The sequence below is a fragment of the Croceicoccus gelatinilyticus genome (assembly GCF_018398395.1).
In the GTDB taxonomy this organism is placed as follows: domain Bacteria; phylum Pseudomonadota; class Alphaproteobacteria; order Sphingomonadales; family Sphingomonadaceae; genus Croceicoccus; species Croceicoccus gelatinilyticus.
Genome location: NZ_JAHCBF010000006.1, coordinates 274,000 through 296,657 on the forward strand (window position 1 = coordinate 274,000; position 22,658 = coordinate 296,657).

16 protein-coding genes are annotated in these 22,658 nt (G+C 60.0%); 15 read left to right on the forward strand and 1 reads right to left on the reverse strand.

From position 1 onward, the window contains the following. Positions 1 to 97: 97 nt before the first annotated feature. The 13 genes from KIH45_RS14480 (at position 98) to KIH45_RS14540 (ending at position 15,558) form a co-directional block, all read left to right on the forward strand. A complete protein-coding gene (locus tag KIH45_RS14480; RefSeq protein WP_213176736.1) occupies positions 98 to 2,776 on the forward strand; it encodes a TonB-dependent receptor domain-containing protein in 2,679 nt (892 codons plus the stop codon). A 10-nt stretch (positions 2,777 to 2,786) separates the two neighbouring features. Further along, on the forward strand, positions 2,787 to 3,497 hold the full coding sequence (locus tag KIH45_RS14485) for a PepSY domain-containing protein (protein ID WP_213176737.1): 711 nt from the start codon (positions 2,787 to 2,789) through the stop codon (positions 3,495 to 3,497). Next, positions 3,494 to 4,228 (forward strand): PepSY domain-containing protein, encoded by a 735-nt coding sequence (locus tag KIH45_RS14490; protein WP_213176738.1) that lies wholly within the window; start codon positions 3,494 to 3,496, stop codon positions 4,226 to 4,228. The genes KIH45_RS14485 and KIH45_RS14490 overlap by 4 nt, the downstream gene beginning before the upstream one ends. Positions 4,229 to 4,284: 56 nt before the next feature. Continuing rightward, on the forward strand, positions 4,285 to 5,007 hold the full coding sequence (locus tag KIH45_RS14495; RefSeq protein ID WP_213176739.1) for a cupin domain-containing protein: 723 nt from the start codon (positions 4,285 to 4,287) through the stop codon (positions 5,005 to 5,007). 13 nt (positions 5,008 to 5,020) lie between these two features. Then, entirely contained in the window at positions 5,021 to 6,022 is a 1,002-nt protein-coding gene (locus tag KIH45_RS14500) for an ImmA/IrrE family metallo-endopeptidase (protein WP_213176740.1), read from the forward strand. A gap of 102 nt (positions 6,023 to 6,124) precedes the next feature. Next, positions 6,125 to 6,514, forward strand: coding sequence for a hypothetical protein (locus tag KIH45_RS14505; protein ID WP_213176741.1), 390 nt, complete (start codon positions 6,125 to 6,127; stop codon positions 6,512 to 6,514). A 66-nt stretch (positions 6,515 to 6,580) separates the two neighbouring features. Next, the gene (locus tag KIH45_RS14510; protein WP_213176742.1) at positions 6,581 to 7,804 is read left to right on the forward strand and encodes a TolC family protein; all 1,224 of its coding nucleotides are present in this window, start codon (positions 6,581 to 6,583) and stop codon (positions 7,802 to 7,804) included. A 2-nt stretch (positions 7,805 to 7,806) separates the two neighbouring features. Further along, positions 7,807 to 9,045, forward strand: coding sequence for an efflux RND transporter periplasmic adaptor subunit (locus KIH45_RS14515; RefSeq protein ID WP_213176743.1), 1,239 nt, complete (start codon positions 7,807 to 7,809; stop codon positions 9,043 to 9,045). 14 nt (positions 9,046 to 9,059) lie between these two features. Next, positions 9,060 to 12,209 (forward strand): efflux RND transporter permease subunit, encoded by a 3,150-nt coding sequence (locus KIH45_RS14520; protein WP_213176744.1) that lies wholly within the window; start codon positions 9,060 to 9,062, stop codon positions 12,207 to 12,209. A gap of 126 nt (positions 12,210 to 12,335) precedes the next feature. Continuing rightward, positions 12,336 to 12,992 (forward strand): HupE/UreJ family protein, encoded by a 657-nt coding sequence (locus KIH45_RS14525; protein ID WP_225899956.1) that lies wholly within the window; start codon positions 12,336 to 12,338, stop codon positions 12,990 to 12,992. 27 nt (positions 12,993 to 13,019) lie between these two features. Further along, positions 13,020 to 13,643 (forward strand): transmembrane anchor protein, encoded by a 624-nt coding sequence (locus KIH45_RS14530; RefSeq protein WP_213176746.1) that lies wholly within the window; start codon positions 13,020 to 13,022, stop codon positions 13,641 to 13,643. Positions 13,644 to 13,748: 105 nt separating this feature from the next. Further along, complete coding sequence (locus KIH45_RS14535; protein WP_213176747.1) at positions 13,749 to 15,083, forward strand: MFS transporter; 1,335 nt, start codon at positions 13,749 to 13,751, stop codon at positions 15,081 to 15,083. A gap of 244 nt (positions 15,084 to 15,327) precedes the next feature. Beyond that, positions 15,328 to 15,558, forward strand: a complete 231-nt coding sequence (locus tag KIH45_RS14540) for a hypothetical protein (protein WP_213176748.1) — start codon at positions 15,328 to 15,330, stop codon at positions 15,556 to 15,558. 126 nt (positions 15,559 to 15,684) lie between these two features. Here the strand turns inward: KIH45_RS14540 and KIH45_RS14545 are convergent, their stop codons facing one another. Further along, positions 15,685 to 16,371 (reverse strand): hypothetical protein, encoded by a 687-nt coding sequence (locus tag KIH45_RS14545; RefSeq protein WP_213176749.1) that lies wholly within the window; start codon positions 16,369 to 16,371, stop codon positions 15,685 to 15,687. An 833-nt stretch (positions 16,372 to 17,204) separates the two neighbouring features. Here KIH45_RS14545 and KIH45_RS14550 point away from each other — a divergent pair. Both KIH45_RS14550 and KIH45_RS14555 read left to right on the forward strand, forming a co-directional pair. Beyond that, positions 17,205 to 21,614, forward strand: a complete 4,410-nt coding sequence (locus KIH45_RS14550; RefSeq protein WP_213176779.1) for a chemotaxis protein CheB — start codon at positions 17,205 to 17,207, stop codon at positions 21,612 to 21,614. After that, complete coding sequence (locus KIH45_RS14555; RefSeq protein WP_213176750.1) at positions 21,611 to 22,588, forward strand: chemotaxis protein CheB; 978 nt, start codon at positions 21,611 to 21,613, stop codon at positions 22,586 to 22,588. The genes KIH45_RS14550 and KIH45_RS14555 overlap by 4 nt, the downstream gene beginning before the upstream one ends. Positions 22,589 to 22,658 lie beyond the last annotated feature (70 nt).

A 22,658-nucleotide genomic window follows, 5' to 3' on the forward strand; every position in this document is an offset into this window, starting at 1 on the left:
CTGGCGGAAAATTCATGTATATACAAAATAAGTGTTGACCGCCGCTCCTGTGACTGTTTCCTTACGGCCCGGACATTAAGCCAAGGGAGGCATCCACATGGACTTCAGAACTTTCCTTCTCGCCGGTGGCGCCGTGGCGGCGCTGATTGCTGCACCTGCACATGCTCAGGAAGGGGGTTCTGAAACAGATGGTGCAGGCGAAACCCAGGCCGCGCCGATAGTCGTGACGGGTTCGCGCATCCGCCGCGCTGACATCGAAGGTGTTGGGCCGACGACCGTCGTCACTCAGGATGAAATCGCCAATACCGGCATCGTCAATGTCGAAACCCTGTTGCAGCGTCTGCCCGCCAACGCCGGCCAGGCTGGCAACCAAACGGCGGCATACTGGACCGGTAACGGTTGGGGGACGTCGCAGGTCAACCTTCGCGGTCTTGGCATCAAGCGTACGCTGGTCCTGCTGAACGGCCGCCGCATTGTTGCGGGCGGCACGGGCGCGAACTCGTCGCCGGATCTGAACATGATCCCGGTCAACATGTTGGCTCGTACCGAAGTGCTGAAGGACGGCGCTTCGGCCGTTTATGGCGCAGATGCCGTCGCCGGCGTCGTCAACCTCATCACCCGCAAGGATTTCGAAGGTCTCGAGGTCGGCGGACGCTATGGCATCACCGAAGAAGGCGACGGGCAGGACCGCACGCTCGACTTCATGGGCGGCATTCGCGGCGAACGCGGTGGCGTAATGGTGGCAGCGACTTACCAGAACACCGATCCCATCAATATGGGTGACCGTGTACCCTGCGCTTACAGCGGTGCGTCGGGTTCTCTGGTTTGCAGCAACAGTGCGTCGACAATCGGTGGCCGTGCGGCCTTGCCTGACGGCACCATGATCAATTTCAACCAGGAACTTGGTGGCGACGGCGACTTCTACGAGCCATATTCCTCGGCCATTCACAATTACAACTATGTCCGTGATCTCAACGCGGTGAACCCGATCGAGCGCTATAACATCGCGGCATTTGGCGATTATGCGCTGACCGATTCCGTCGAGCTGTTCGGCGAGTTCCTCTACACCAAGCGGAAGACGAACCAGATCGCGACGCCCGGTACGCTGCGGAATATCGCGATCGCAGCGGACAATCCGATCAACCCGACGGGCGAGGATATTCTACTGATCCAGCGGCGCCTGAAGGAAGCCGGACCGCGCGGGTTCTTCCAGGATACAGATACCTACCAGGCAAGCGGCGGACTGCGCGGCCAACTGTCGAGCGGGTGGAATTGGGAAGTCGCGGCGACTTGGGGCAAGAACACTGGTGACGATGGGCAAACGAACGTCGTCAATCTCGAGAAGCTCGGTTATGCGCTCGATCCGAACACTTGTGGTTCGAACGGCATCCCCTGCGCCGACCTGCTCGGGTATGGCGACCTGACGCCGGAAGCGCTTGACTACCTTCTGTTCACGTCGGTCGGCACTGGTGGCAATGAACTGTTCTCAGTGACGGGTGATGTAACTGGTGACCTGTTCAATCTTCCGGCAGGCACGGTCGGCTTTGCCGCTGGCGCAACCTACCGCAAGGAAAAGGGTTGGCGCACGCCGGACGAACTGACGATCGCGGGTATTGCAAATACAAACCAGCAAGACCCGATTTCCGGTTCGATCTCGGCCAAGGAAGCTTATGCCGAAGTTTCGGTCCCCGTGTTTGGCGACGCGCCTTTCGCGCAGTCCTTCGTCCTCGACGGCGCATTGCGCTTTTCCGATTACGACCTGTTCGGCACAGACTGGAACTACAAGCTTGGTGCAGACTGGGCGATCGTCGAGGGCGTGAGGTTGCGCGCGACTTATGGCACCGGTTTCCGCGTCCCCAACGTCCCCGAACTGTTCAGCGGTGTTTCCGAAGGCAACCTGACCACGACCGATCCGTGCAGTGGCTATAGCACCAGCGGTAACGCGACACTGATCGCCAATTGCCAGGCATCGGGCGTCCCTGCGGGTTACACTCAGCTTGGCGGAACGGTGCTGACCAGCCGTGGCGGCAATCCCGATCTTCAGCCAGAAGATTCGACCACTTGGACGCTGGGTGCAGTGATCGAGCCGACCAGCGGACTGACCTTCACCGCCGACTGGTTCGACATCGAGATCAAGGATGCGATCCGCACGATCCCGGGCTCGACGAAGCTGGCGGTCTGCTACGCAAGCGAGAATCTGAGCAGCGAATTCTGTGATGATTTTACGCGTAGTTCGCTGACCGGCGAAATCACTTACCTTCAGGCGCAGTCGATCAATACTGGTCTCGAGAAGATGAGCGGTCTCGACCTCGGCATGATCTACGACCGGATGATCGGCGACTTCGAAGTGACGCTTAACCTCAACGTCACCTGGCTCAACGAATATGTCGTCTATCCGTTCGAAGGCGGCGATCCGATCGAGTTTGACGGTCATATCGGCGGCGGCAATGGCGGCTATCCGGAATGGCGCGGTTATGGCGTACTTTCGGTCGCCAAGGGCGCTGTTACGGGTACGTGGTCGACCCAATGGATCGGCTCGGGCACTGACTTCAACGCAGCTCCGGGCGATCTTGGCTATTCCATGCCGGACGTCTTCTACCATAACGCGCAGATCGCGTTCGACGTGGCGGACAACTATCGCTTCTCCTTCGGTGTCGACAATGTATTCGACCGTGATGCGCCGTTCGTGCGCAGCTGGACCGATGCGAATACCGACACGATGACTTACGACCTCATGGGCCGCAGGTTCTATGTCGGCGTGCGCGCCGGCTTCTGATCGGCATCCGATGAAGATAAGATGGCCCCTGTTCGTCCGGCGCCTGCACAAGTGGTTGGCGCTGGTCATCGGCCTTCAGGTAGTGCTGTGGACGGCGACCGGTTTCTACATGGTCGTCATCCACATCGACCGGATCCATGGCGATCATCTCGTCAGGCCGGTCGAGCGTCTCGCAGTCGACATGGTGTCCCTCGTCGCGCCCGGTACGGTCCTTGCGGCCGTGCCGGACGCTTCGGAGGTTCGTTCATCGTCATTGCTGGACCGTCCTGTTTGGCTGGTGACATCGCCTGGAGGTGTCAGCCTGTTCGACGCAGGCACCGGCGAGCGGTTAGGCCTGATCGATGCAGATCAGGCAGAAACCATTGCGCGCAGCATCTATACCTCGGACGAAGAGGTAGCCTCGGTGAGCCTGCTGCAGGAAGCACCGATGGAGATGCAGGGACGCAAGCCGCCGTACTGGCAAGTGACTTTCGATCGCTGGGACAGCCCGACGTTCTACATCTCGCCCGAAAGCGGTGAGCTCATTTCGCGGCGCCATTCGCTTTGGCGGATCTTCGACTTCGCGTGGATGCTGCATATCATGGATTACGATGATCGCAGCGACGTGAACAACCTGCTGTTGCGGACAAGCACGTGGCTGTCGGTGGCCATGGCGCTGAGCGGGGCATGGTTGCTGGTCTGGGCCTTTCCGCGCCGCCGCAAGAAGAAGAAAACGGCATGAAACGCATCCGGTTCACTCCCCTGTTTTTCCGCCGGGTCCACAAGTGGGTAGGGCTGGTGCTGGGTATCCAGTTCATCCTCTGGTCCGTCAGCGGCGCGATGATGGCATTCATCGACATGACGGACGTGCGCGACCAACCGATGATCGCTGCCGATCCGTTAGCGGTTCCGGGGCTGCTCGCACCGGCGGACCTTGGCATCGGAGAAGTCGAAAGCCTGAAGCTTTCGATGGCTGACGGACGTCCGGTCTACGAAATTGGCGAGAGCGGGTCCCTGCGTATCGTCGACGGTCTGACCGGCAATCCGGTGACAGTGGACGAAGCCCTCGTGCGCCAGCGCGCGACTGCCATGGTCGACGCGCCGATCCGCGCAGTCTCTTTGATGGACAAGCCGAACCTGGAAGCGCGCGAGTTTGCCGGTCCGATGTGGCGTGTCGACTTCGGCGATGCCGAAGGGACCAGCGCCTATTTCGCCGCCGACACCGGTAGATTCCTCGTCGCACGCGGCGATGGTTGGCGCCTTTGGGACTTTTTCTGGATGCTCCACAACATGGACTACGCTGACAGGACGAGCTTCAACCACCCGCTAATCATCGTGGTCGGTTTCGGCGTCCTCTTCTTGTCGGGGACGGGCTTCTATCTCCTGTTCAAGTCGTTCACGCGGCGCGATTTCCGGTGGCTCTCCCGGCGTAGGGCACCCGGCGGAAGGACCACAAGGGCCCTTCGAAACTGAAGGCACTCGACGACGAAATTCACTTGCTTACGGACCACAAGATGGAGGGTTTTCCGATGAGACTTTCAACGCTTTGCCTTTTGGGCGCCAGCCTGTCGCTTGCCGCATGCAACGGCGCCGAACCGGAGCCGGAAGCGACCGAGGAAGTGGCCCACGCCCACGGTGAGGGCACGCACACTCACGATGTCGACACGGTTGCCGAGGGTGACATCAAGGACCCCGAGATGATCGCCGCGACTGACGTTTCGCCGGAATATCTCCAGCTTGCGACCAATGTCGAAATCGTCCCCGATATCGAGAAAGCGGTTAAGTCGTCGTCTGCCGTGTTGACGCATGAAGGCCTGTTCGGCCCGCTTCTGTTCGCAGAAGAAACGCGCGCGTTCTTCATCGAACTCCAGCCCGGCATGTTCCTTGCCGAACACCCCCATGACATCGGTTCGATCGTCTATACCGTGCGCGGCAAGTGGGTTCTGGCCAGCGAAGGCAAGCGCCAGGTCATGGAAGCGGGCTCGCTGTTCCGCTTCGGTGACGGCATGCCCACCGGCTGGGAAGCGCCGTTCAACGAACCGGCCCTGCTTCTGATCGTCAAGCCCAAGGGCGAATCCACCGACTACAAGGTGTTCAACGAAGGCATCAAGGAAATGGCGGCCAACGTCGATGCGGATCGCAAGAAGGGCGGCGCATATTATTACGACGTGCTCGAAGAGGATCACCCGGCGATCAAGTTCGCGCGCAGCGTGAACCCCGATTTCGACGCCGTCCTCGCCCAGATCGACTGATCCGGAAACGATGATGATCAAGGGAATAACCCTTCGTTCCGCCGCGATCGTGGCTCTCGCGCTTTGCAGCGCGGGAGCCTCATCGGCGGCCGAAACTGAAACCGGCACTGCTGCGGCACCGGTCGAATGGACCGCATCCGGCGATGTGGACGTCGCCGCGATCAATGCCGACATCGTTGCCGGTAAGCCGACCGTCGATGTCGGTATCTATATTCCGTCGAACTTCGACCCCGGCTTCGAGAAGGTGACCCTGCCTTCGATGATCGAGGCATTTCGCGCGGCCAAGGAAATCTATGCGCCGACCGGCGTGCAGCTTAACCTACTGTTCGTGAGGCGGGGCGAGATCGACGAGCGTTTTCTCGCGATCCAGTCGAACGAAATTCCCCGCGTTCCCGATACGGAATACGTCAATTCCTATGTCGCTTCGAAGCGCCATCCCTCGCAGATGAGCGACATGGCCAAGGCGGCTTTCGAAAGCGTGATCGAACCGGATGCTGCCAATTCGCGAACGGTTTACCTTGTTGCGCTGCAGGACGTGATTTTCCCGTTCCTCGAAGTTGCCGAGGGGCGGAACTGGACGGTGAAGATGGTGCGTACGGGAGGGCTGTCGTTTCCGACCTATTCCTACCACGACACGATTCCCGAAAGACTGCGCGGGGTCATTTCTATCACGAACCTGTCGACGCCGAACCGCCGTCGCCGCACGATTGCCCACGAAATCGGGCACAAGGTCATGAACGTCAGTCACGAGTACAAGACCACCGATCCGGCGCACGAAATCTACGCCGAGGGCGGCCTGATGCTTTATGGCGAGGGCGAAGACATCCCTTCGGGCGAGGAGGGGCGCTGGCACCTCGAACGCCTGCTGATGTCTCCCTTCGTCTATCGAATGGATGAGAACGGCCAGAAGCAGTGGAACGCCGACTACAAGGAAGGCGGCCATTACTACGACCCGCTCTATGGCGAGAAGGTCGTGCACTTCCCCGGCGTGTCCGAAATGGATCCGGACTGGTAAGGAGCTGAAGATGCGGATCAGGAATGGCGAGGTTGGTATGGGCGAGAAATTGGCCTTTTACCCCATTGCAACTCTGCGATCTGCATCATAAGCGTGATGTCCATGCGAAGCGCACTCTTTTTCCTGATTGCGGTTCTGATGCTCGTTTCCCATGGCGGGTTTACGGGTGCGGTGCCGCATGCGGATCATGCGCATGGGCACGCGCACTTGAAGGATGCCGACCATGGTCATGTCCATGATGGCGAAGTGCACGAAGCCTCTGTAGCGATCGCCTTGGTCGAAGGTGCCGAGGCCGCGCTTGGGTCGGGCGACGCCTCGGGCGAAACGCAGTCGTCGCATTCCGTGCCGCACGGTCATGCCGTGCTCGGTATGCCCGAAAGCGGGACGGAATTCGCTGCGGTCTATCATGAACGCCTCCTGCCGTCGCCGCTGCCCGCGACAGCGCTTGTCGGAACCGGTTCGGCTCCGCTTACCCAGCCTCCCTCAGCCTGATCTTCCCTTCGTCACGCCCGGATTCCGTCCGGCGTAATCGTATTGGAAGTTCAGGAGTCTTGCGTAGTGAGCGCGATCACGCGTGCCGCACTAATGGCGGTCACGTTCCTGTCGGCAGCATCGGCCCATGCCGAGGTGCTGACGCTTGAAAAAGCCATCGGTCAATCGCTGTCGACCTCGCCCCAAGGTGAGGCGACCGCGGCCACGATAGAAGGACTGGGCGCCGCGCGCGATGCGGCGGCTACCGGACCCGCGCCCACAATCGAGGGAACGGTCGAGAACGTCGGGACCGGCGGTTTCGACCAGTTCCAGATAGATGCGACCTATCATCAACAGCTTGAACGGGGCAGCAAGCGGCGTGCCCGTGTCCGGCTTGCCGAAGGCGATATCGGCATCGCCCAGGCAGAGGCGTTGATCCGCAGGCTCGACCTCGCGCAGGACGTGCAGGAGCTTTATGTCGAGACGCAGGCCGCAGCGCTCGAACTGGAACTGACGCGCAGCCGGGTCGAGATTGCCCGCACGCTTTTGAAAGAAGTCCAGCGCCGCGTCGACGAAGCGCGTGATCCGCTGTTCGCGGGTACGCGCGCGCGTACCGAGCTTGCCGAGGCCGAGGTCGATCTCGAACTTGCCGAACATGCGCTGGTCGCGGCCAAGGCGCGGCTTGCCCTTCTGACCGGAACGAACCTTTCGGACGCGACTGTTGTTACTGACGGTTTTCTCGAAATGCCGGAGATTGCACCGCAAGACAGCGACCTTTCGTCGATCGACCTCGCCGTTTACGAGGCTAGGCGCGAGCGGGCCGACGCCTATTACCGCCTTCAGGAAGCAAACCGATCGTCCGACCCGACCGTGTTTGCGGGGCCCCGTCTGGCGGGGAACGGGGACGTATCGGTCGTGGCCGGTGTGTCATTGCCGCTTGCCAATCGCGATCTCAATCGCGCCAATCTTGCCCGCGCCGTCGCAGGCCAGCGGCAGGTCGAGGCGGATCTTGCCGTGGAGCGCCATTTGCGCCGTCGCGAGCTCGCCCTTGCGGCAGAGCGTGTCGAGGAGGCCCGCCACGAGGCCGTCGCCATCCGCGACAAAGTGGTTCCGGGCGCTGAACGCACGCTCAAGGAAGTGCGCGCCGGATACAATCGGGGCGGGTTCACTTTCCTCGACGTCTCTACCGCGCAGACCGACCTGCACGCTGCAAGGGCCCGCTTTCTGGACGCCCTGATCGAATATCACACTGCCCGGATCGAACTGGACCGTCTGACCGGTCGTTTCGCCGATCTCGTTGGGGGTAACTGACAATGCGCAAATTTCACCTGATCGCCGCCCTTCTCCTCGCCGCCCCCATAGCGGGTTGCGGCGATAGCGGCACCGAAAGCGCCGAACACGGGGCGGAAGCCGCAGCAGGCGAATACGAACGCGGCCCGCACAATGGACGGATTCTCCGCGATGGGGACTTCGCCATCGAAATGACCGTATTCGAGGACGGCGTGCCGCCCGAATATCGTCTCTACGCATACAAGGGCGACGAACCCGTTGCCCCCGCGACGGTCGATGCGAAAGTCACGATCAAGCGGCTCGACGGCGAAGTCACGACTTTCGCTTTCAAGCCGCAGGATGATTTCCTGCGCGGACAGGGGGTCCTTGTCGAACCGCACAGCTTCGACGTTGCCGTCACTGCGACCGAAGGCGGGCAGACGCACAAGTGGCAATTCGAATCCTACGAAGGGCGCGTCACGATTTCCGATGACGCCGCCGCGGCAGCCGGGATCACGACCGAGACAGTCGGCCCGCAGCAGATCGGCGAAACGGTCGAACTGATCGGGCGGGTCGAGATCGATCCTTCGGGCAGCGCCGATGTTGGCGCCAAGTTCCCCGGTCCGGTCGTGTCGGTGCACCGCAACGTCGGCGACAGTGTTGCAAGGGGCACTCTCCTCGCCAAGGTGGAGAGCAGCTATTCGCTCCAGACCTATTCGATCTATGCGCCGATCGCCGGCATCATCACGCAGCGCAACGTCAATGTCGGCACGATCGCGGGCGAGAGCCCCCTGTTCGTGATTGCCAATCCGTCGCGCGCTGTCGCCGCTTTCCCGGTATTTCCGCGCGACATGGAAAGCGTCCGGCCAGGACAGTCCGTGCAGATCAGCGGGCTCGAAGGCCGCCGCACGCAGGGCAGCCAGATCCGCGATTTCCTGCCGCTGGCAGACATGGGCAGCCAGTCGATCACGGCACGCGCGGCGCTGCCCAATCGCGACGGGTACTGGAAGCCGGGCATGGCCGTGCGCGGCGTGGTCACGATCGATCAGCGCGAAGTGCCGCTGGCGGTTCGGACCGATGCGATCCAGCAGTTCCGCGATTTCCGCGTGGTCTTCGCCAAGATCGGCGAGACTTACGAAGTCCGGATGCTGGAACTCGGCCAGGAAGGGCCCGAGTGGACCGAAGTGCTGGGCGGTATCAAGCCGGGCACCGTTTACGCCGCCGACAACAGTTACGTGATCAAGGCCGACATCGAGAAGTCTGGTGCGAGCCATGACCACTAAGGGGCTGATCGACCATGCTTGAAAAAATCATCGAGCTGTCGATTCGGCAGCGCATAGCCGTCCTTGTCGCCGTACTTTTGCTGGCGGCGCTGGGCATTTACAACTTCGGGCGGCTGAAGATCGACGCTGTGCCCGACATCACCAACGTGCAGGTGCAGATCAACACTTCGGCACCCGGCTTCTCGCCGCTGGAGGCTGAACAGCGCATCACCTTTCCGGTAGAGACCGCCATCGCGGGTCTTCCGGGGCTGGAATATACGCGCTCCGTCTCGCGCTATGGCCTTTCGCAAGTCACGGTCGTGTTCGAGGACGGGACCGACATCTATTTCGCCCGCCAGCTGGTGAACGAACGGCTTCAGGCCGTCAGATCCAACCTGCCAGAGGAGGTCGAGCCCGAACTGGGCCCGATCGCCACCGGCCTTGGCGAAATCTTCATGTACACGATCGAGGCCGAACCGGGCGCGGTGAAGCCCGATGGCAGCCGCTATACCGCACAGGACCTGCGCACGCTGCACGACTGGGTCGTCAGGCCGCAGCTCCGCACGGTGCCGGGCGTTACCGAAGTCAACTCGGTCGGCGGCTATCGCAAGGAATACGTCGTGTCGCCGCTGCCCGAACGCCTTGCCGGCTTCGGCATCACGGTCGAAGACGTGATCGACGCGCTGGAGAAGAACAATGCCAACGTCGGCGCGGGCTACGTTGAACGGTCCGGTTCGCAGTTCCTGATCCGCGTCCCCGGCCAGGCCGAGGACGAGCGCGATCTGGCAGGTATCATCGTCACCTCGCGCGGCGGGATCCCGGTGCGCATCGCGGATGTCGCCGACGTCTCGATCGGTTCCGAAATCCGTAGCGGCGCCGCCACCAAGGACGGGCAGGAAGTCGTGCTGGGCACGATCTATATGCTGGTCGGCGAGAATGCCCGCGACGTGAGCGTGGCGGTTGCAGAACGCATCGAGGAAGTGAACCGTTCGCTTCCCGGCGGGGTGGTGGCCAATACCGTCTACGACCGTTCGAAACTGGTCGAAGCGACCATCGGCACTGTCGAGAAGAACCTTGCCGAAGGCGCACTGCTGGTCATCGTCGTCCTGTTTGCGCTCCTGGGTAACATTCGCGCCGCACTCATCACCGCGGCGGTTATTCCGCTATCTTTCCTGCTCACCATTACGGGCATGGTCGAGGCTGGCATCACCGGCAACCTGATGAGCCTTGGCGCGCTGGACTTCGGTCTCATCGTCGACGGCGCGGTCATCATCGTCGAGAACTGCCTCAGCCGGTTCGGACATGCGCAGCATTCGCTGGGCAGGCTGCTGTCGCGTAACGAACGCTTCAAACTGGCGGCAAGCGCGTCTGCCGAAGTGATCAGGCCCAGCCTGTTCGGCATTCTCATCATCACGATCGTTTACGTCCCGATCTTCGCGCTGGAGGGCGTCGAAGGAAAGACGTTCCACCCGATGGCGCTGACCGTGGTGATGGCGCTGACCGCGGCGCTGATCCTGTCGCTGACCTTAGTGCCCGCGGCTGTCGCTACGTTCGTGACGGGCCGGGTCGAAGAGAAGGAAAACCGCGTCATGCGGGCGGCGAAGTCGCACTATGTCCCGCTGCTCGACTGGGCGATCCGCCAGCGCAAACTTGTCCTTGCAGGGGCAGGCGCGCTGGTCGTCCTGTCGGGCCTTGCGGCCACTCGTCTGGGGTCGGAATTCATTCCGAACCTCGATGAAGGCGATGTCGCGATGCACGCCCTGCGCATTCCGGGCACCAGCCTGTCGCAGGCGATCTCGATGCAGGAATCGGTCGAAAACGCGATCAAGGCCTTTCCCGAAGTGGACAAGGTCTTTGCCAAGATCGGCACGGCGGATGTCGCCACCGATCCGGTGCCGCCGTCCGTGGCCGATACCTTCATCATCATGAAACCCCGTTCTGAATGGCCCGACCCTCGCAAGCCCAAGGCCCATCTGGTCGCCGAACTGGATGAGGCGGTGCAGCGCGTCCCCGGATCCCGGTACGAATTCATCCAGCCCATCCAGATGCGCTTCAACGAACTGATCGCAGGCGTCCGCGCCGATGTTGCCATCAAGGTCTATGGTGACGATCTCGACCAGCTTGCCGCCACGGCAGCCGAGGTCGAGTGGGTGGTCACGTCGATCGAGGGATCGCAGGATGCCCAGACCGAACAGGTGACGGGTCTGCCCTTCATCCAGGTCGTGCCCGACAGGGTGCGGCTGACGCAGATGGGCCTTAATGTCGATGACGTGCAGACCGTCGTGGCCGCTGCCATCGGCGGTACGAATGCGGGCCAGATCTTCGAAGGCGACCGGCGCTTCAACATCGTTGTGCGTCTCCCGGAAGACTTGCGGCAGGATCCCAAGGTGCTCGAACGCCTGCCGGTCGCTCTACCCGGGGGCGGTTCGGTGCCTCTTGCCGAAGTGGCCGACATCGAGAGGATCGACGGGCCGAACCAGATCAGCCGCGAGGACGGCAAGCGGCGCGCGGTCGTGACGACCAACGTGCGCGGGCGCGATCTCGGTTCTTTCACCGCGGAGCTTCGCGAAAGCATCGATGCACGCGTCGAACTGCCCGAAGGGTACTGGATCGACTATGGCGGGACGTTCGAGCAGCTGCAGTCTGCTGCAACCCGGTTGCAGATCGTGGTGCCACTGGCGCTTGCCCTGATCTTCGGCTTGCTGGTCGCGCTGTTCCGTTCGGCCCGTGATGCCCTGGTGGTTTTCTCGGGCGTTCCTCTGGCCCTGACGGGCGGTGTCGCCGCGCTCCTGCTGCGAGGCATCCCGTTCTCGATCTCGGCAGGTGTCGGCTTCATCGCGCTTTCAGGCGTCGCCGTACTCAACGGCCTCGTGATGCTGACGTTCATCCGGCAGCTGATGGACGAGGGTAAGCCGCTTGAAGAAGCTGTGCGCGAAGGTGCGCTGGCGCGCCTCCGTCCGGTCCTGATGACCGCGCTCGTCGCCAGCCTCGGCTTCGTGCCGATGGCACTGAACGTCGGACTGGGCTCTGAAGTGCAGCGTCCGTTGGCGACGGTGGTGATCGGCGGAATCGTGTCCTCGACGATCCTCACCCTCCTCGTGCTGCCCGCCCTTTACCGGACGGTCCGCGGCAAGGAAGCGGAAGAGAAGAGCCAGACGTCCACCATTGAAAACAACGCAATCTGACAATCACACGCAGCGTCCGGCCAGGCCGGTCGCTGCGATAAAGAACGGAGTTTTCCGACAATGCAGATATCCATTCTGAACAACCTGCGGGAGACGAGGACACGATACCTCGTTGCTGCGGCCTTGATGCTGTTCCTGATGTTCACTGGCGTCGATGCCTGGGCCCATAATGTGGCCGAGGGGGACAAGGGCTATATCCAGGAATCGAGCGGCATCCTGATCATGCCCTTCATCTACCTCGGCGCAAAGCACATGGTGACCGGATACGATCACCTGCTGTTCCTGTTCGGAGTGATCTTCTTCCTCTACCGGCTGAAGGATGTCGGGATCTACGTCACCCTGTTCGCGATCGGGCACTCGACGACGCTCCTGTTCGGAGTGCTGACGGGGATCACGGCCAATGCCTACCTGATCGATGCGATCATCGGCCTTTCGGTCGTCTACAAGGCGCTCGACAACCTCGGCGCGTTCCAGCGCTGGTTCGGGGTGCAACCCAATACCAAAGTCGCGACGCTGATCTTCGGGTTCTTCCACGGCTTCGGTCTTGCCACGAAGATCATCGAATTCGAGATCGCGCAGGACGGGCTCATCCCCAACCTTCTGGCTTTCAACGTCGGTGTCGAGATCGGTCAGTTGCTCGCGCTTGGCGCGATCCTGATCCTCATGGGTTTCTGGCGCAGGACGGGCAGCTTCATGCGTCATGCCTTTGCCGCCAACACGCTTCTGATGACAGCCGGCTTCATCCTCGTGGGATACCAGCTCGTCGGCTATTTTGTCGCTTGAACCATTTTATCTTCCGGAGAATAAACGATGTTCAATTCACAACGTCCCTCGGTGGATGACCTTCCGACCTCGGGCCAGCTTCTGCAGGCCTCGGCTTTCGCTCTCGTGGCGGCCGGTGCGGTCCTCGTCGCGGTGGTTCTGCCCGCCGAATATGCCATTGATCCCACCGGCGCAGGCCGCGTTCTGGGCATGACCGAAATGGGTGAAGTCAAGGCGCAGCTCGCAGAAGAAGCCGCCGCCGATGCCATGCTCGCCGAAACACAGGCGGAAAGCGTGCCTGCCGTCGCGACTGCAGCTCAAGAAGCAGCGGACACTCCCGCCGAGGCCGCAAACGTGCGTTCCGATGTCACCGAGATCACTCTCGAGCCCGGACAGGCCGCAGAGATCAAGGCCAGCATGATGAAGAACGCCAGCCTCGAATACGATTGGTCGGTCGCGGGTGGCGCGGTCAACTTCGACACGCACGCAGATGCACCGGGCATCGATTACCATGGCTACGGCAAGGGCCGTAACTCGGTCGGAGAGAAGGGCACGCTTACCGCGGCTTTCGATGGCAGCCACGGCTGGTTCTGGCGTAACCGTTCGGCCAGCACCGTTACGGTCACGCTGCGCACCGACGGTGCCTACAACGACATCAAGAAAGTGCTCTGACGCAAGATTTCGCGGACGGGGACCCTAGATCCCTGTCCGCGAGTTGATGGCGTATGCCGCCGGGTTTCCCCGTCCCGCTGACCGGACTGCCGGAAAGGAAAGCAGATGCTGGCGATCCTTCGTCACCGAACCTACCGGCACCTGTTTCTCGCACAGGTCATCGCCCTTGTTGGGACGGGGCTGGCCACTGTCGCGCTGGGTCTTCTAGCGTATGACATCGCCGGCGCTGATGCCGGTGCGGTTCTCGGTTTTGCCCTTGCCATCAAGATGGTCGCCTATATCGGCATCGCGCCGATCGTCGGGGCCTATGCCGATCGCCTTCCGCGCAAGGGGCTGCTGGTCGCGGCAGACCTGCTGCGCGCAGGGGTCGCCCTTTTCCTGCCTTTCGTCGATGCGGTCTGGCAGGTTTATGTCCTGATCTTCGTGCTGCAATCCGCCTCGGCCGCGTTCACGCCGACCTTTCAGGCAACGATTCCCGAAATCCTGCCTGACGAGGAAGAATATACACGCGCTCTGTCGCTCTCGCGCCTCGCCTATGACCTGGAAAGCCTGCTCAGCCCCGCGCTTGCGGCGGCTTTGCTTACCGTCATGAGCTTTCACTGGTTGTTCGGCGGGACCGCGATCGGTTTTGTCGCATCCGCGCTGCTTGTCGTGACCGCGGCGCTCCCGCACCGCGCCAAGGTCGCCAAGGTCGCAGAAGGTGCGTGGCAGAAGATCACGCGCGGCACGCGCATCTATCTCAAGACACCGCGACTTTTGGGGCTCTTGGCGGTTACGCTGGCGGCGGCTGCGGGAAGCGCAATGGTGATCGTGAACACGGTTGTTATCGTAAAGGGAATGGGACGTGCGCAAGAAGACGTCGCGATGGCACTGGCTGCCTATGGCGGGGGTTCGATGCTGGCCGCACTTGCCCTGCCGCGCTTGCTTGGAAGGTTGAGCGAGAGAACCGTCATGATTGCAGGGGCTGCGATGCTTTCGGCGCTGTTGCTCGCCTTCGGGGCAGGGACCGCACGAAATTCAGGCGAGATCGACTGGGTCATCCTGCTATGCGGGTGGGCCGTCATGGGTTTCGCTTACGCTGTCTGTGTGACGCCGGCGGGCCGCCTGTTGCGCCGGTCATCGGCCGATACGGATCGCCCCGCGCTGTTCGCCGCGCAATTTGCCTTGAGCCACGTCTGCTGGCTGATTGCCTATCCGGTCGCGGGCCAGTTCGGTGCATCGTTCGGCATGGCAGCCGCGTTCTTGCTGCTTTCCGGCATTGCCGCTGTCGGCCTTTTGCTTGGCGTGCGGCTGTGGCCGACCAGGGATGCTACCGAAATCTTCCACGCGCACCCCGACCTACCGCCGGAACATCCCCATCTCTTGGAGTTCGGTACAGCCGAACACCGCCATGCAGTGGTTATCGATGATTTGCACACAAGCTGGCCAGGCAAAGGCTGACAACGCAAATTGTTTGACGAGCAAATTCGGTTTGCAGGCGCCATACCTAGTCTCGGATCGATTTCGATGAACGGCAGCTTTCAGGGAGCTTTTGATAAAGCTCGAACTACTGGGATTGGGGCGCATAGTTGCCTGATGGCTTAGCGCTGGGCGAATGGTAGTTTTGCTCGATCCGGCGACCGAAACCGGACAGACAGCTAACGACCCGATTGCGGACGTTATGATTGTCTGTAATCTGTCATGCATGAGCACGAAAGAGTTCGTTTCGCAGCAGCGCAACGCAGTCAATTTTCTATTTGGTCTGATTATGGCTGGCCTGCTGATGTTCTGGATCTGGGCAGCTCTCGATTGGGCCTTCGCACTGGGTTGGAACGCTGACCCGCAGATACTCTGGGCTGCGCCATTGATGGCGATCTTCGGCTATGGTGTGCGGTTTTTCTGCATGAAGATTTTTCGGTTCGTAGAGAGCAACTAAAAACGTCCGCAAACCACCCCATTCCGGTCATTTCGGCATGAGTGCGTTTTGCCTGAAAGCTGACGGGCAGCTTTGCGACATTTCTGGCCATAAGCGGAATGTCGGCTAACGACCCGATTCCGGACATTAGGGATCGACCGGTGTTAGAAGATAAGGATTGAAGACGTTTTCCCCCAGTTCGTTTCTTGTTGTCGGATACTCCAACACCGTTGCGGGCATAAACAGACGATTGCGCTTTCGCCCTCGCCAGACAAACCGACATGTGATGGGAAGATCTGGAGCCTCGACGCAAAGATGCTCCCCACCTCGAAATTTTTCGATTAGCCACCGACCTCGAATATCGACCGGGGAAGTCGAGCAGAATGATGTCTTCCATTGGCCATCTGCATGAAATACTTCGGTAGGTAGGCAGCCGCCAACGTAAGCTAATTTGGGCTTCAGTCCAGGTGCCACTTCATAGGCATCATCGATCGAAAGACGCATGCCGGAAATGGTGTCCTCAATTTCTGAGCCCGTTAATGGAAGCCAGTCAGGCTGAACCAGCCTTACTGGAGGGTCGCGAGGAATAGTCGCTGCTGTATCGCTATCTCCGCAGCCGCTGATCGCCATTGGCAAAGCGACTATCAAAACGCCAAGTATCAACTCTCCAACAGTCATAAAACGTATTTGGCCGATAGTTTTAAAGAGATCGTAAATGGCAGCTTTCCACCCCATTGCTGACGTCGGGCTAATGATCCACGTAGCCTTAAAGCCGACTGACTGGATTCGGGTTTCGGCAGGTGAAAAATGGAGCACATGGGAAGCAAGATTCAAGGAATTCTGCGGGTCGCGATGATCGAAACTGGAATATCTTTTTTGTCACAGACACGACCGGTTAGGCATTGTTTTGGCGAAATGATCCTACTTTGTTCTAGTTTTTGGAAAAACTATTTTGTCAAAGCTGGTGCCGAATCCCGCAGTTTTACGTGTGTAAATGGAAGAACTCTTTTGTCTCGCAACAATTTGTTGTGAGACAATAAAGGGGGTGTTGTGAGACAATAAAGTTTTTCCAGATACAATAAAGTTTTTCCACTTTGTCGTTTTTGACAAAAAAGATTTTCCATTCAAATTTGTGATTTTTGTCGGAGTTCTGCCGTTTTCTGAGGTCCCCGGTTTTTTTCGCGTTTTTCGGCCCATGCGCAAACCGGCTTTTTTGGCTCCGGTAGAATGCTGAACTGGGCAGATGCATCGCGACGTCAGCCATATGCCCCGCCCCTGGTCATCTTCCGTGCCGAGGCGCCAAGAGCGGACGTTGCCATCGAGTGGTGGCCTTGGGGCTTTGCCACCATTACATAACGTTATGCCGGACGGCAGGTCTCGCCAGAAGCCGACATTCTGCGCACTAAAAGACTATCTCCGAATAAGGCAAAGAATGGGCCGTTAGCGGTCTGTCTGCCTTTGTTATGCTAAGCTGGAAAACCAGCCGTGCAGTTTCGCGATATCTCTCTCCAGAAGGATTCGTGAAGGCATAGACAGTCCGCAGAAGCGGAACTGACGCAACGGTTAAGGCTTACCTTGGAACGGACAGAATCTTCAGTTGATGCTATACGCTTGTGGTCAAGCGATAATGCGAGTCCGAAGCCGGGGGAATTTGCAAATTGGATGAGGTGACCGAAGAACAATCTGAAGGTTCGACAGAGTTCGATCACCCGGTCGTGGCCGTTGGAGCCTCCGCCGGTGGCGTCGAGGCTCTAAAGGCTTTTGTTGCAGAGCTGCCGGCGGACACGCCCGCCAGCTTCATCATCCTGCAACACCTGGCCCCTGATCATGACAGTCAATTGGCCGATATCCTTGCGCGCGCGGCGAAACTCCCGGTTTCAGAAGCCGACGAAAACATGCCTGTCGAGAAAGGGCACATCTACGTCCTCACGCCTGACCGCTACCTGACGATCATTGATCACGGTCTGTTCGTCGAGCCTCCGACACAGCCGCGTGGCCTGCGTATGCCTATCGACCATTTCATGCGCTCTCTCGCGGACGCCGCGGCATCTAGAGCTGTGGGAGTCGTGCTGTCCGGCACCGGCAACGATGGCTGCGCAGGCCTCAAAGCCATCAAGGGAACGGGTGGGCTCGCGCTTGCTCAAGATCCCGAGACGGCGCTCTACGATGGTATGCCTCGGGCAGCGATCGACGCGGGCGTCGTCGACAGCGTTGGCGATATCCCCGCCATGTGCTCGCAGATCGTCGAGTTGTCGCACCGGCTGAAGGATAATCCGCAGGACGGGGATTTTTCGCGCAGCGATCTGAACGGTGTTCTCGCCCTCCTCAAGACCCGAATGGGCCATGATTTCGCTGCCTATAAGAGCGGTACGATCGGCCGCAGGGTACGCAGGCGAATGAACCTTCTTCGCTTCGATACCGTTGGGGACTACCTCCAGCATCTTCGCGCCAACGCTGATGAGATGCACCATCTATTCGACGATCTCTTGATCAATGTGACCTGCTTTTTCCGCGACGGAGGTGTGTGGGACGCCGTTGTTGAGAAGGTGTTGTCCCCTCTGGTGAAAGATCGCTCCGAGGCGGGAGAGGCCGTCCGCATCTGGGTCCCGGCGTGTTCGTCGGGCGAAGAGGCGTTTACTCTAGCCATATTGATGGACGAACTCGTCGACGGCAGTGAAAAACCCTGCGACTGGCAGATCTTCGCGACCGATCTTGATCAGGCGGCAATCGCCAAAGGCCGGGAGGGACATTATCGGGCAAATATCGCCGACGATGTCGGGCCTGCCCGTTTGCAGAAGTTTTTCCAGCGCGAAGGTGACGGTTACCGCATCCGCAAACGTTTGCGTGAAAAAGTCGTCTTCGCGCAGCAGAACGTGCTGACCGATCCGCCTTTCTCAAGGCTCGATCTGGTTAGCTGTCGTAATCTGTTAATCTATCTCGACAACAAGCACCAGGAGCAGTTGCTCGAAACCTTTCACTTCGCACTGCGCGAGGGCGGGTTTTTGCTTCTCGGGACTTCGGAATCGTCGGGCTCGCGGCAACGAGAGTTCCGGACCATGGATTCCAAGGCGCATATCTATGCGCGCAAGCCGGGAAAATCGCTTGCGCGGCTCAGTCCGCGGGTGGATTCCGCGCTGGCCGAGGGACTGGCGACCATGCCGCGCAATAGTCGGCGTGAGCGCGAGCGCGACCTGAGCAGCCAGGTTCGACGATCGCTCATCGACCGCTATGCACCTGCCGCGATCGCAGTAAAAGCCGATGGCGAAATCGCATACTTCCACGGGCCGGTTCGCAAGTTCATCGATCACCAGGAGGGTTCGCCCAGCCACTCGATCTTCGACCTCCTTCCATCACCGTTGCGCAGCCGCACACGCGAAGCGATTAAGGCGGTGTCGAGCGGGGACACACCGGCCCATAAATCGGTCCGCATTCGTTACCCGGATCGGGATGCGAGCGTGTGTATCGAGTGCGTGGAAATTGTCGCCGATGGCGATCGCCTGTTTTTGCTGACGTTCATCGAACACGATGAGAAAGAAGCCCCTGCCTCGCGCTCGGCGGACGATGACGGCAAGTACGTAAGGCAGCTCGAAAACGAGCTGGCGATCGTACAGGAGGACTTGCAGACAACTGTCGAAGAGCTGGAGACCTCGAACGAGGAACTCAAGGCCAGCCACGAAGAAGCAGTAGCCGCAAACGAGGAATTGCAGTCCGCAAACGAGGAACTCGAGACCAGTCGTGAAGAATTGCAGTCGCTCAACGAGGAGCTGGTCACCGTCAACAATCAGCTCGAGGAAAAGATCAATGAGGTCGAGCGTGCATCCGACGACCTCCAGAACCTGCTGACGAGCACCCGGCTTCCGGTGCTGTTTCTTGGCCCTGAACTGAAGATCAGCGGCTTCACGCCGAGCATGCGCGAACTGGTTGAAGTGCGGGACGCGGACATCGGCCGTCCGGTGACCGAACTGGCATTCAAGGCACAGGACCCGGACCTCCTCGCCGATGTCGATCGGACTATGACGAGTCTGGCGCTCTCGGAGAAGCAAATCGGCACGAATGATCGCAAAACCTTCATCCGCCGGATACAGCCCTATCGGACCTCGGATGAGCGGATCCAGGGTGTCGTCGTGACCTATTCGGATATCACCGAGCAGGCCGAAATCTCGTCACGCCTGAGCGACCGCGAGAAGCAACAGCGCATCATTGCCGAATTGGGTCAGAAAGGGCTCGCAGCGCGCGATCTCGATAAGTTCGTCAACGAATTGTGCGCCACGCTGCGCGTTGCGCTGGATTGCGATCATGCCAAGGTCCTCGAATATGACGGGAAGGCCGATAAATTGACCATGATCGGCGGGGCTGGCTGGAAAAGCGGTCTGGTCGGTTCGGCGACGGTGCCCGCAAGCGTGAAAAGTCAGGCCGGTTACACAATCGATCAGGGTCAAGTTCTGGTGACCGACTTCGCGGAAGAGCGCCGCTTCGAGCCGCCGCAACTCTTGATCGATCACGAAGTCGTCTCGGGCGTCAGCTGCCGGATCGACATCGGCGGGAAGCCGTGGGGGGTGCTGGGATTACACGATCGTGACCCGCATCATTTCCGTTCAGAAGACGTGCTCATCGTCCAGGCAGCGGCGAATGTCGCCGCGGCGACCATCAAGCAAATCCTGCGCGAGCAGCAAACCGCGCGCGAGAGCCTTGTCCTGTCGCTCGCCATCAAGACCGCCGAGATGGGCGTTTGGCAGTTCGATCCTGAGACACGTGGGGTGGTATGGGACGAGCGGCTGCGGGAAATGATCGGCAAACAGCGCTCGCGTAGTCAGCCGACGGCCGATGCCTTCTTCGGCATGATGCATCCCGATGATCTTGAGCGCGTGCAGACTGCCTTGAACCGAACCATAGAGGAAGGCGTAGCCTTCAAGGAGGAATTCCGCCTCACTCGCCCCGACGAGCGCGAAATCTGGCTGATTGGTCGGGGTGAACGGATCGTCGAGGGCGACCGTAGCACGGTTGTGGGAATCAACGCGGACATCACTGATCGGAAGGTTGCCGAAGAGCAGAACCGCTTCGTGATGCGCGAACTGGACCACCGGGTGAAGAACGTGCTCGCGATTATCCTGTCGATCGCAAAGATCACCGGTGCAAACGCAGAAGATTTTGCGACCTTCATCGGCTCGTTTGACAAGCGCCTGCACGCGATGGCGCGCACGCATAGCCTGCTGGCGGAAGCACGGTGGCAAGGTGCCCGATTGCGTTCTCTCGTCACGGATGAACTGGCTCATTCAAGCGAAAACAACGAGATCGTCGTCGATGGACCTGACGTGGATCTTTCGCCCGCCTCCGCGCAAAATCTTTCGATGGCGCTCCACGAACTGGCCACGAATGCCTTGAAATACGGTTCGCTCTCGGTGCCGGGCGGAAAGCTTTCAATAGGCTGGAGCTGGGAAAGCCGAGAAGCCGAAGAAAGGGTTTTGCTATTCCAGTGGAAGGAAACGGGCGGACCGCGGGTAACGGCGCCGCACAAGAAGGGCTTCGGCTCAACTGTAATCGAGCGGATTCTCCGCGCACAGCTCGGGGCTGAATCCAAGATTGAGTACGACCCTGACGGTCTGGACGTGATCTGCCGGATACCCGCTTCGCGCATCGTTCCCGGCGGGCGGGTCGGAGATTCCACAGCAATTCCGACAACGACTGTCCCTCACATTGATCTAGACCCGATCAAAAACGCTCACATTCTTGTCGTGGACGACGAATGGCTAGTGGCTGAGCAGCATGCCCAAGCACTTGCCGGAGCGGGCGCCACCGTCGTGGGTCCCTTCCATACGCTCGATGATGCCGAGCAGGCTGCCAAAGAGCATCTAATCGACTTCGCGGTGCTCGACTACAACATCGATGGCACGGCGGTGTCTCCCCTTGTCGATTTGCTTGAGACAAAGGGTATCCCGGTACTGATAGTCTCCGGCTATGGTTCCGAGCTCGAGCTTGCAGATAAACTCGATCATTTAGCGTTCCTGGCGAAGCCGGTGTCTCCGGCCGCCATGCTCGGGCGCGTTGCGCAACTCATCTCTCGGAAAGACGGCAATTGACCAGAAGGGACCTTATCGGGATTGGCGGAAGCGCTGGGGGCTTGCCTGCGCTTCTCTCGATGCTGGCGCAATTCGAGCCTGTAGGCCCCACGACGCTCTTCGTCGTCCTGCACCGAGCTCGTGAAGCCGGACACTTGCTCGACATCCTCAAGCGCAACAGCCCACTGGACGTGTGCGAGCCGGAAGACGGCGCTGCCATCAGGCAGAATTGCCTGTATCTCGCGCCTCCCGACGCACATATCATGATCGGCGAAAATCACGTCCATTTGCGACGTGGTCCGCGGGAGAACAATTTTCGCCCGGCGATCGATCCGCTATTCCGGACATTGGCCGTGTTTGGACGCTCGCGCGCGACCGCTGTGATCCTGTCGGGTTATCTCGATGACGGGGCCGCCGGTTGCCGGGCGATCGCCTCGACGGGAGGTCGGGTCGTTGTACAGGATCCCAACGACAGCACGTCGCCGAGCATGCCTCGCGCCGCTATCAGCGCGGTTGGGGAACCGGAATTGATCGCAAGCGCAGCCGAACTCGGTGCTCATCTGTCGAGGATTGTCGGTGACGCGGCCGGTCCTTCCAGCGAGCCGGCGGAGAGCATCCGGCTCGAAATAATGATCGCCGGACTGGAGAAGGCTAGGATGTCCAGTGAAGACAAGCTAGGCGAACTGTCGCCCTACAACTGCCCGGATTGCAACGGTGTTCTTTGGGAGATCGAGGATGGGCCATTGACGCGTTATCGATGCCATACCGGTCACGCCTATACGCAGCACTCGCTCAACGATCGGCAGGAAGAACTGCTCGAGCAGAGCATGTTCGACGCCCTGCGATCTTTGAGAGAAAAGTCGCGATTGCTGCATGCCCTTGCTGAGAAGGACGACATAAACCGAAGCCGTTATCTCGCCAGCGCCGCCAATTGTGATGCTGATGCCAAGCGGATCGAGGACATGATTCTCGCCCGCAGAAATATCGCCGCCTGATGGCTTCGATGAAGCGGAGTCGTTGGACACTCTACCACACTTTCCTAGCCTTCTTGAGCGCGAAGTCATC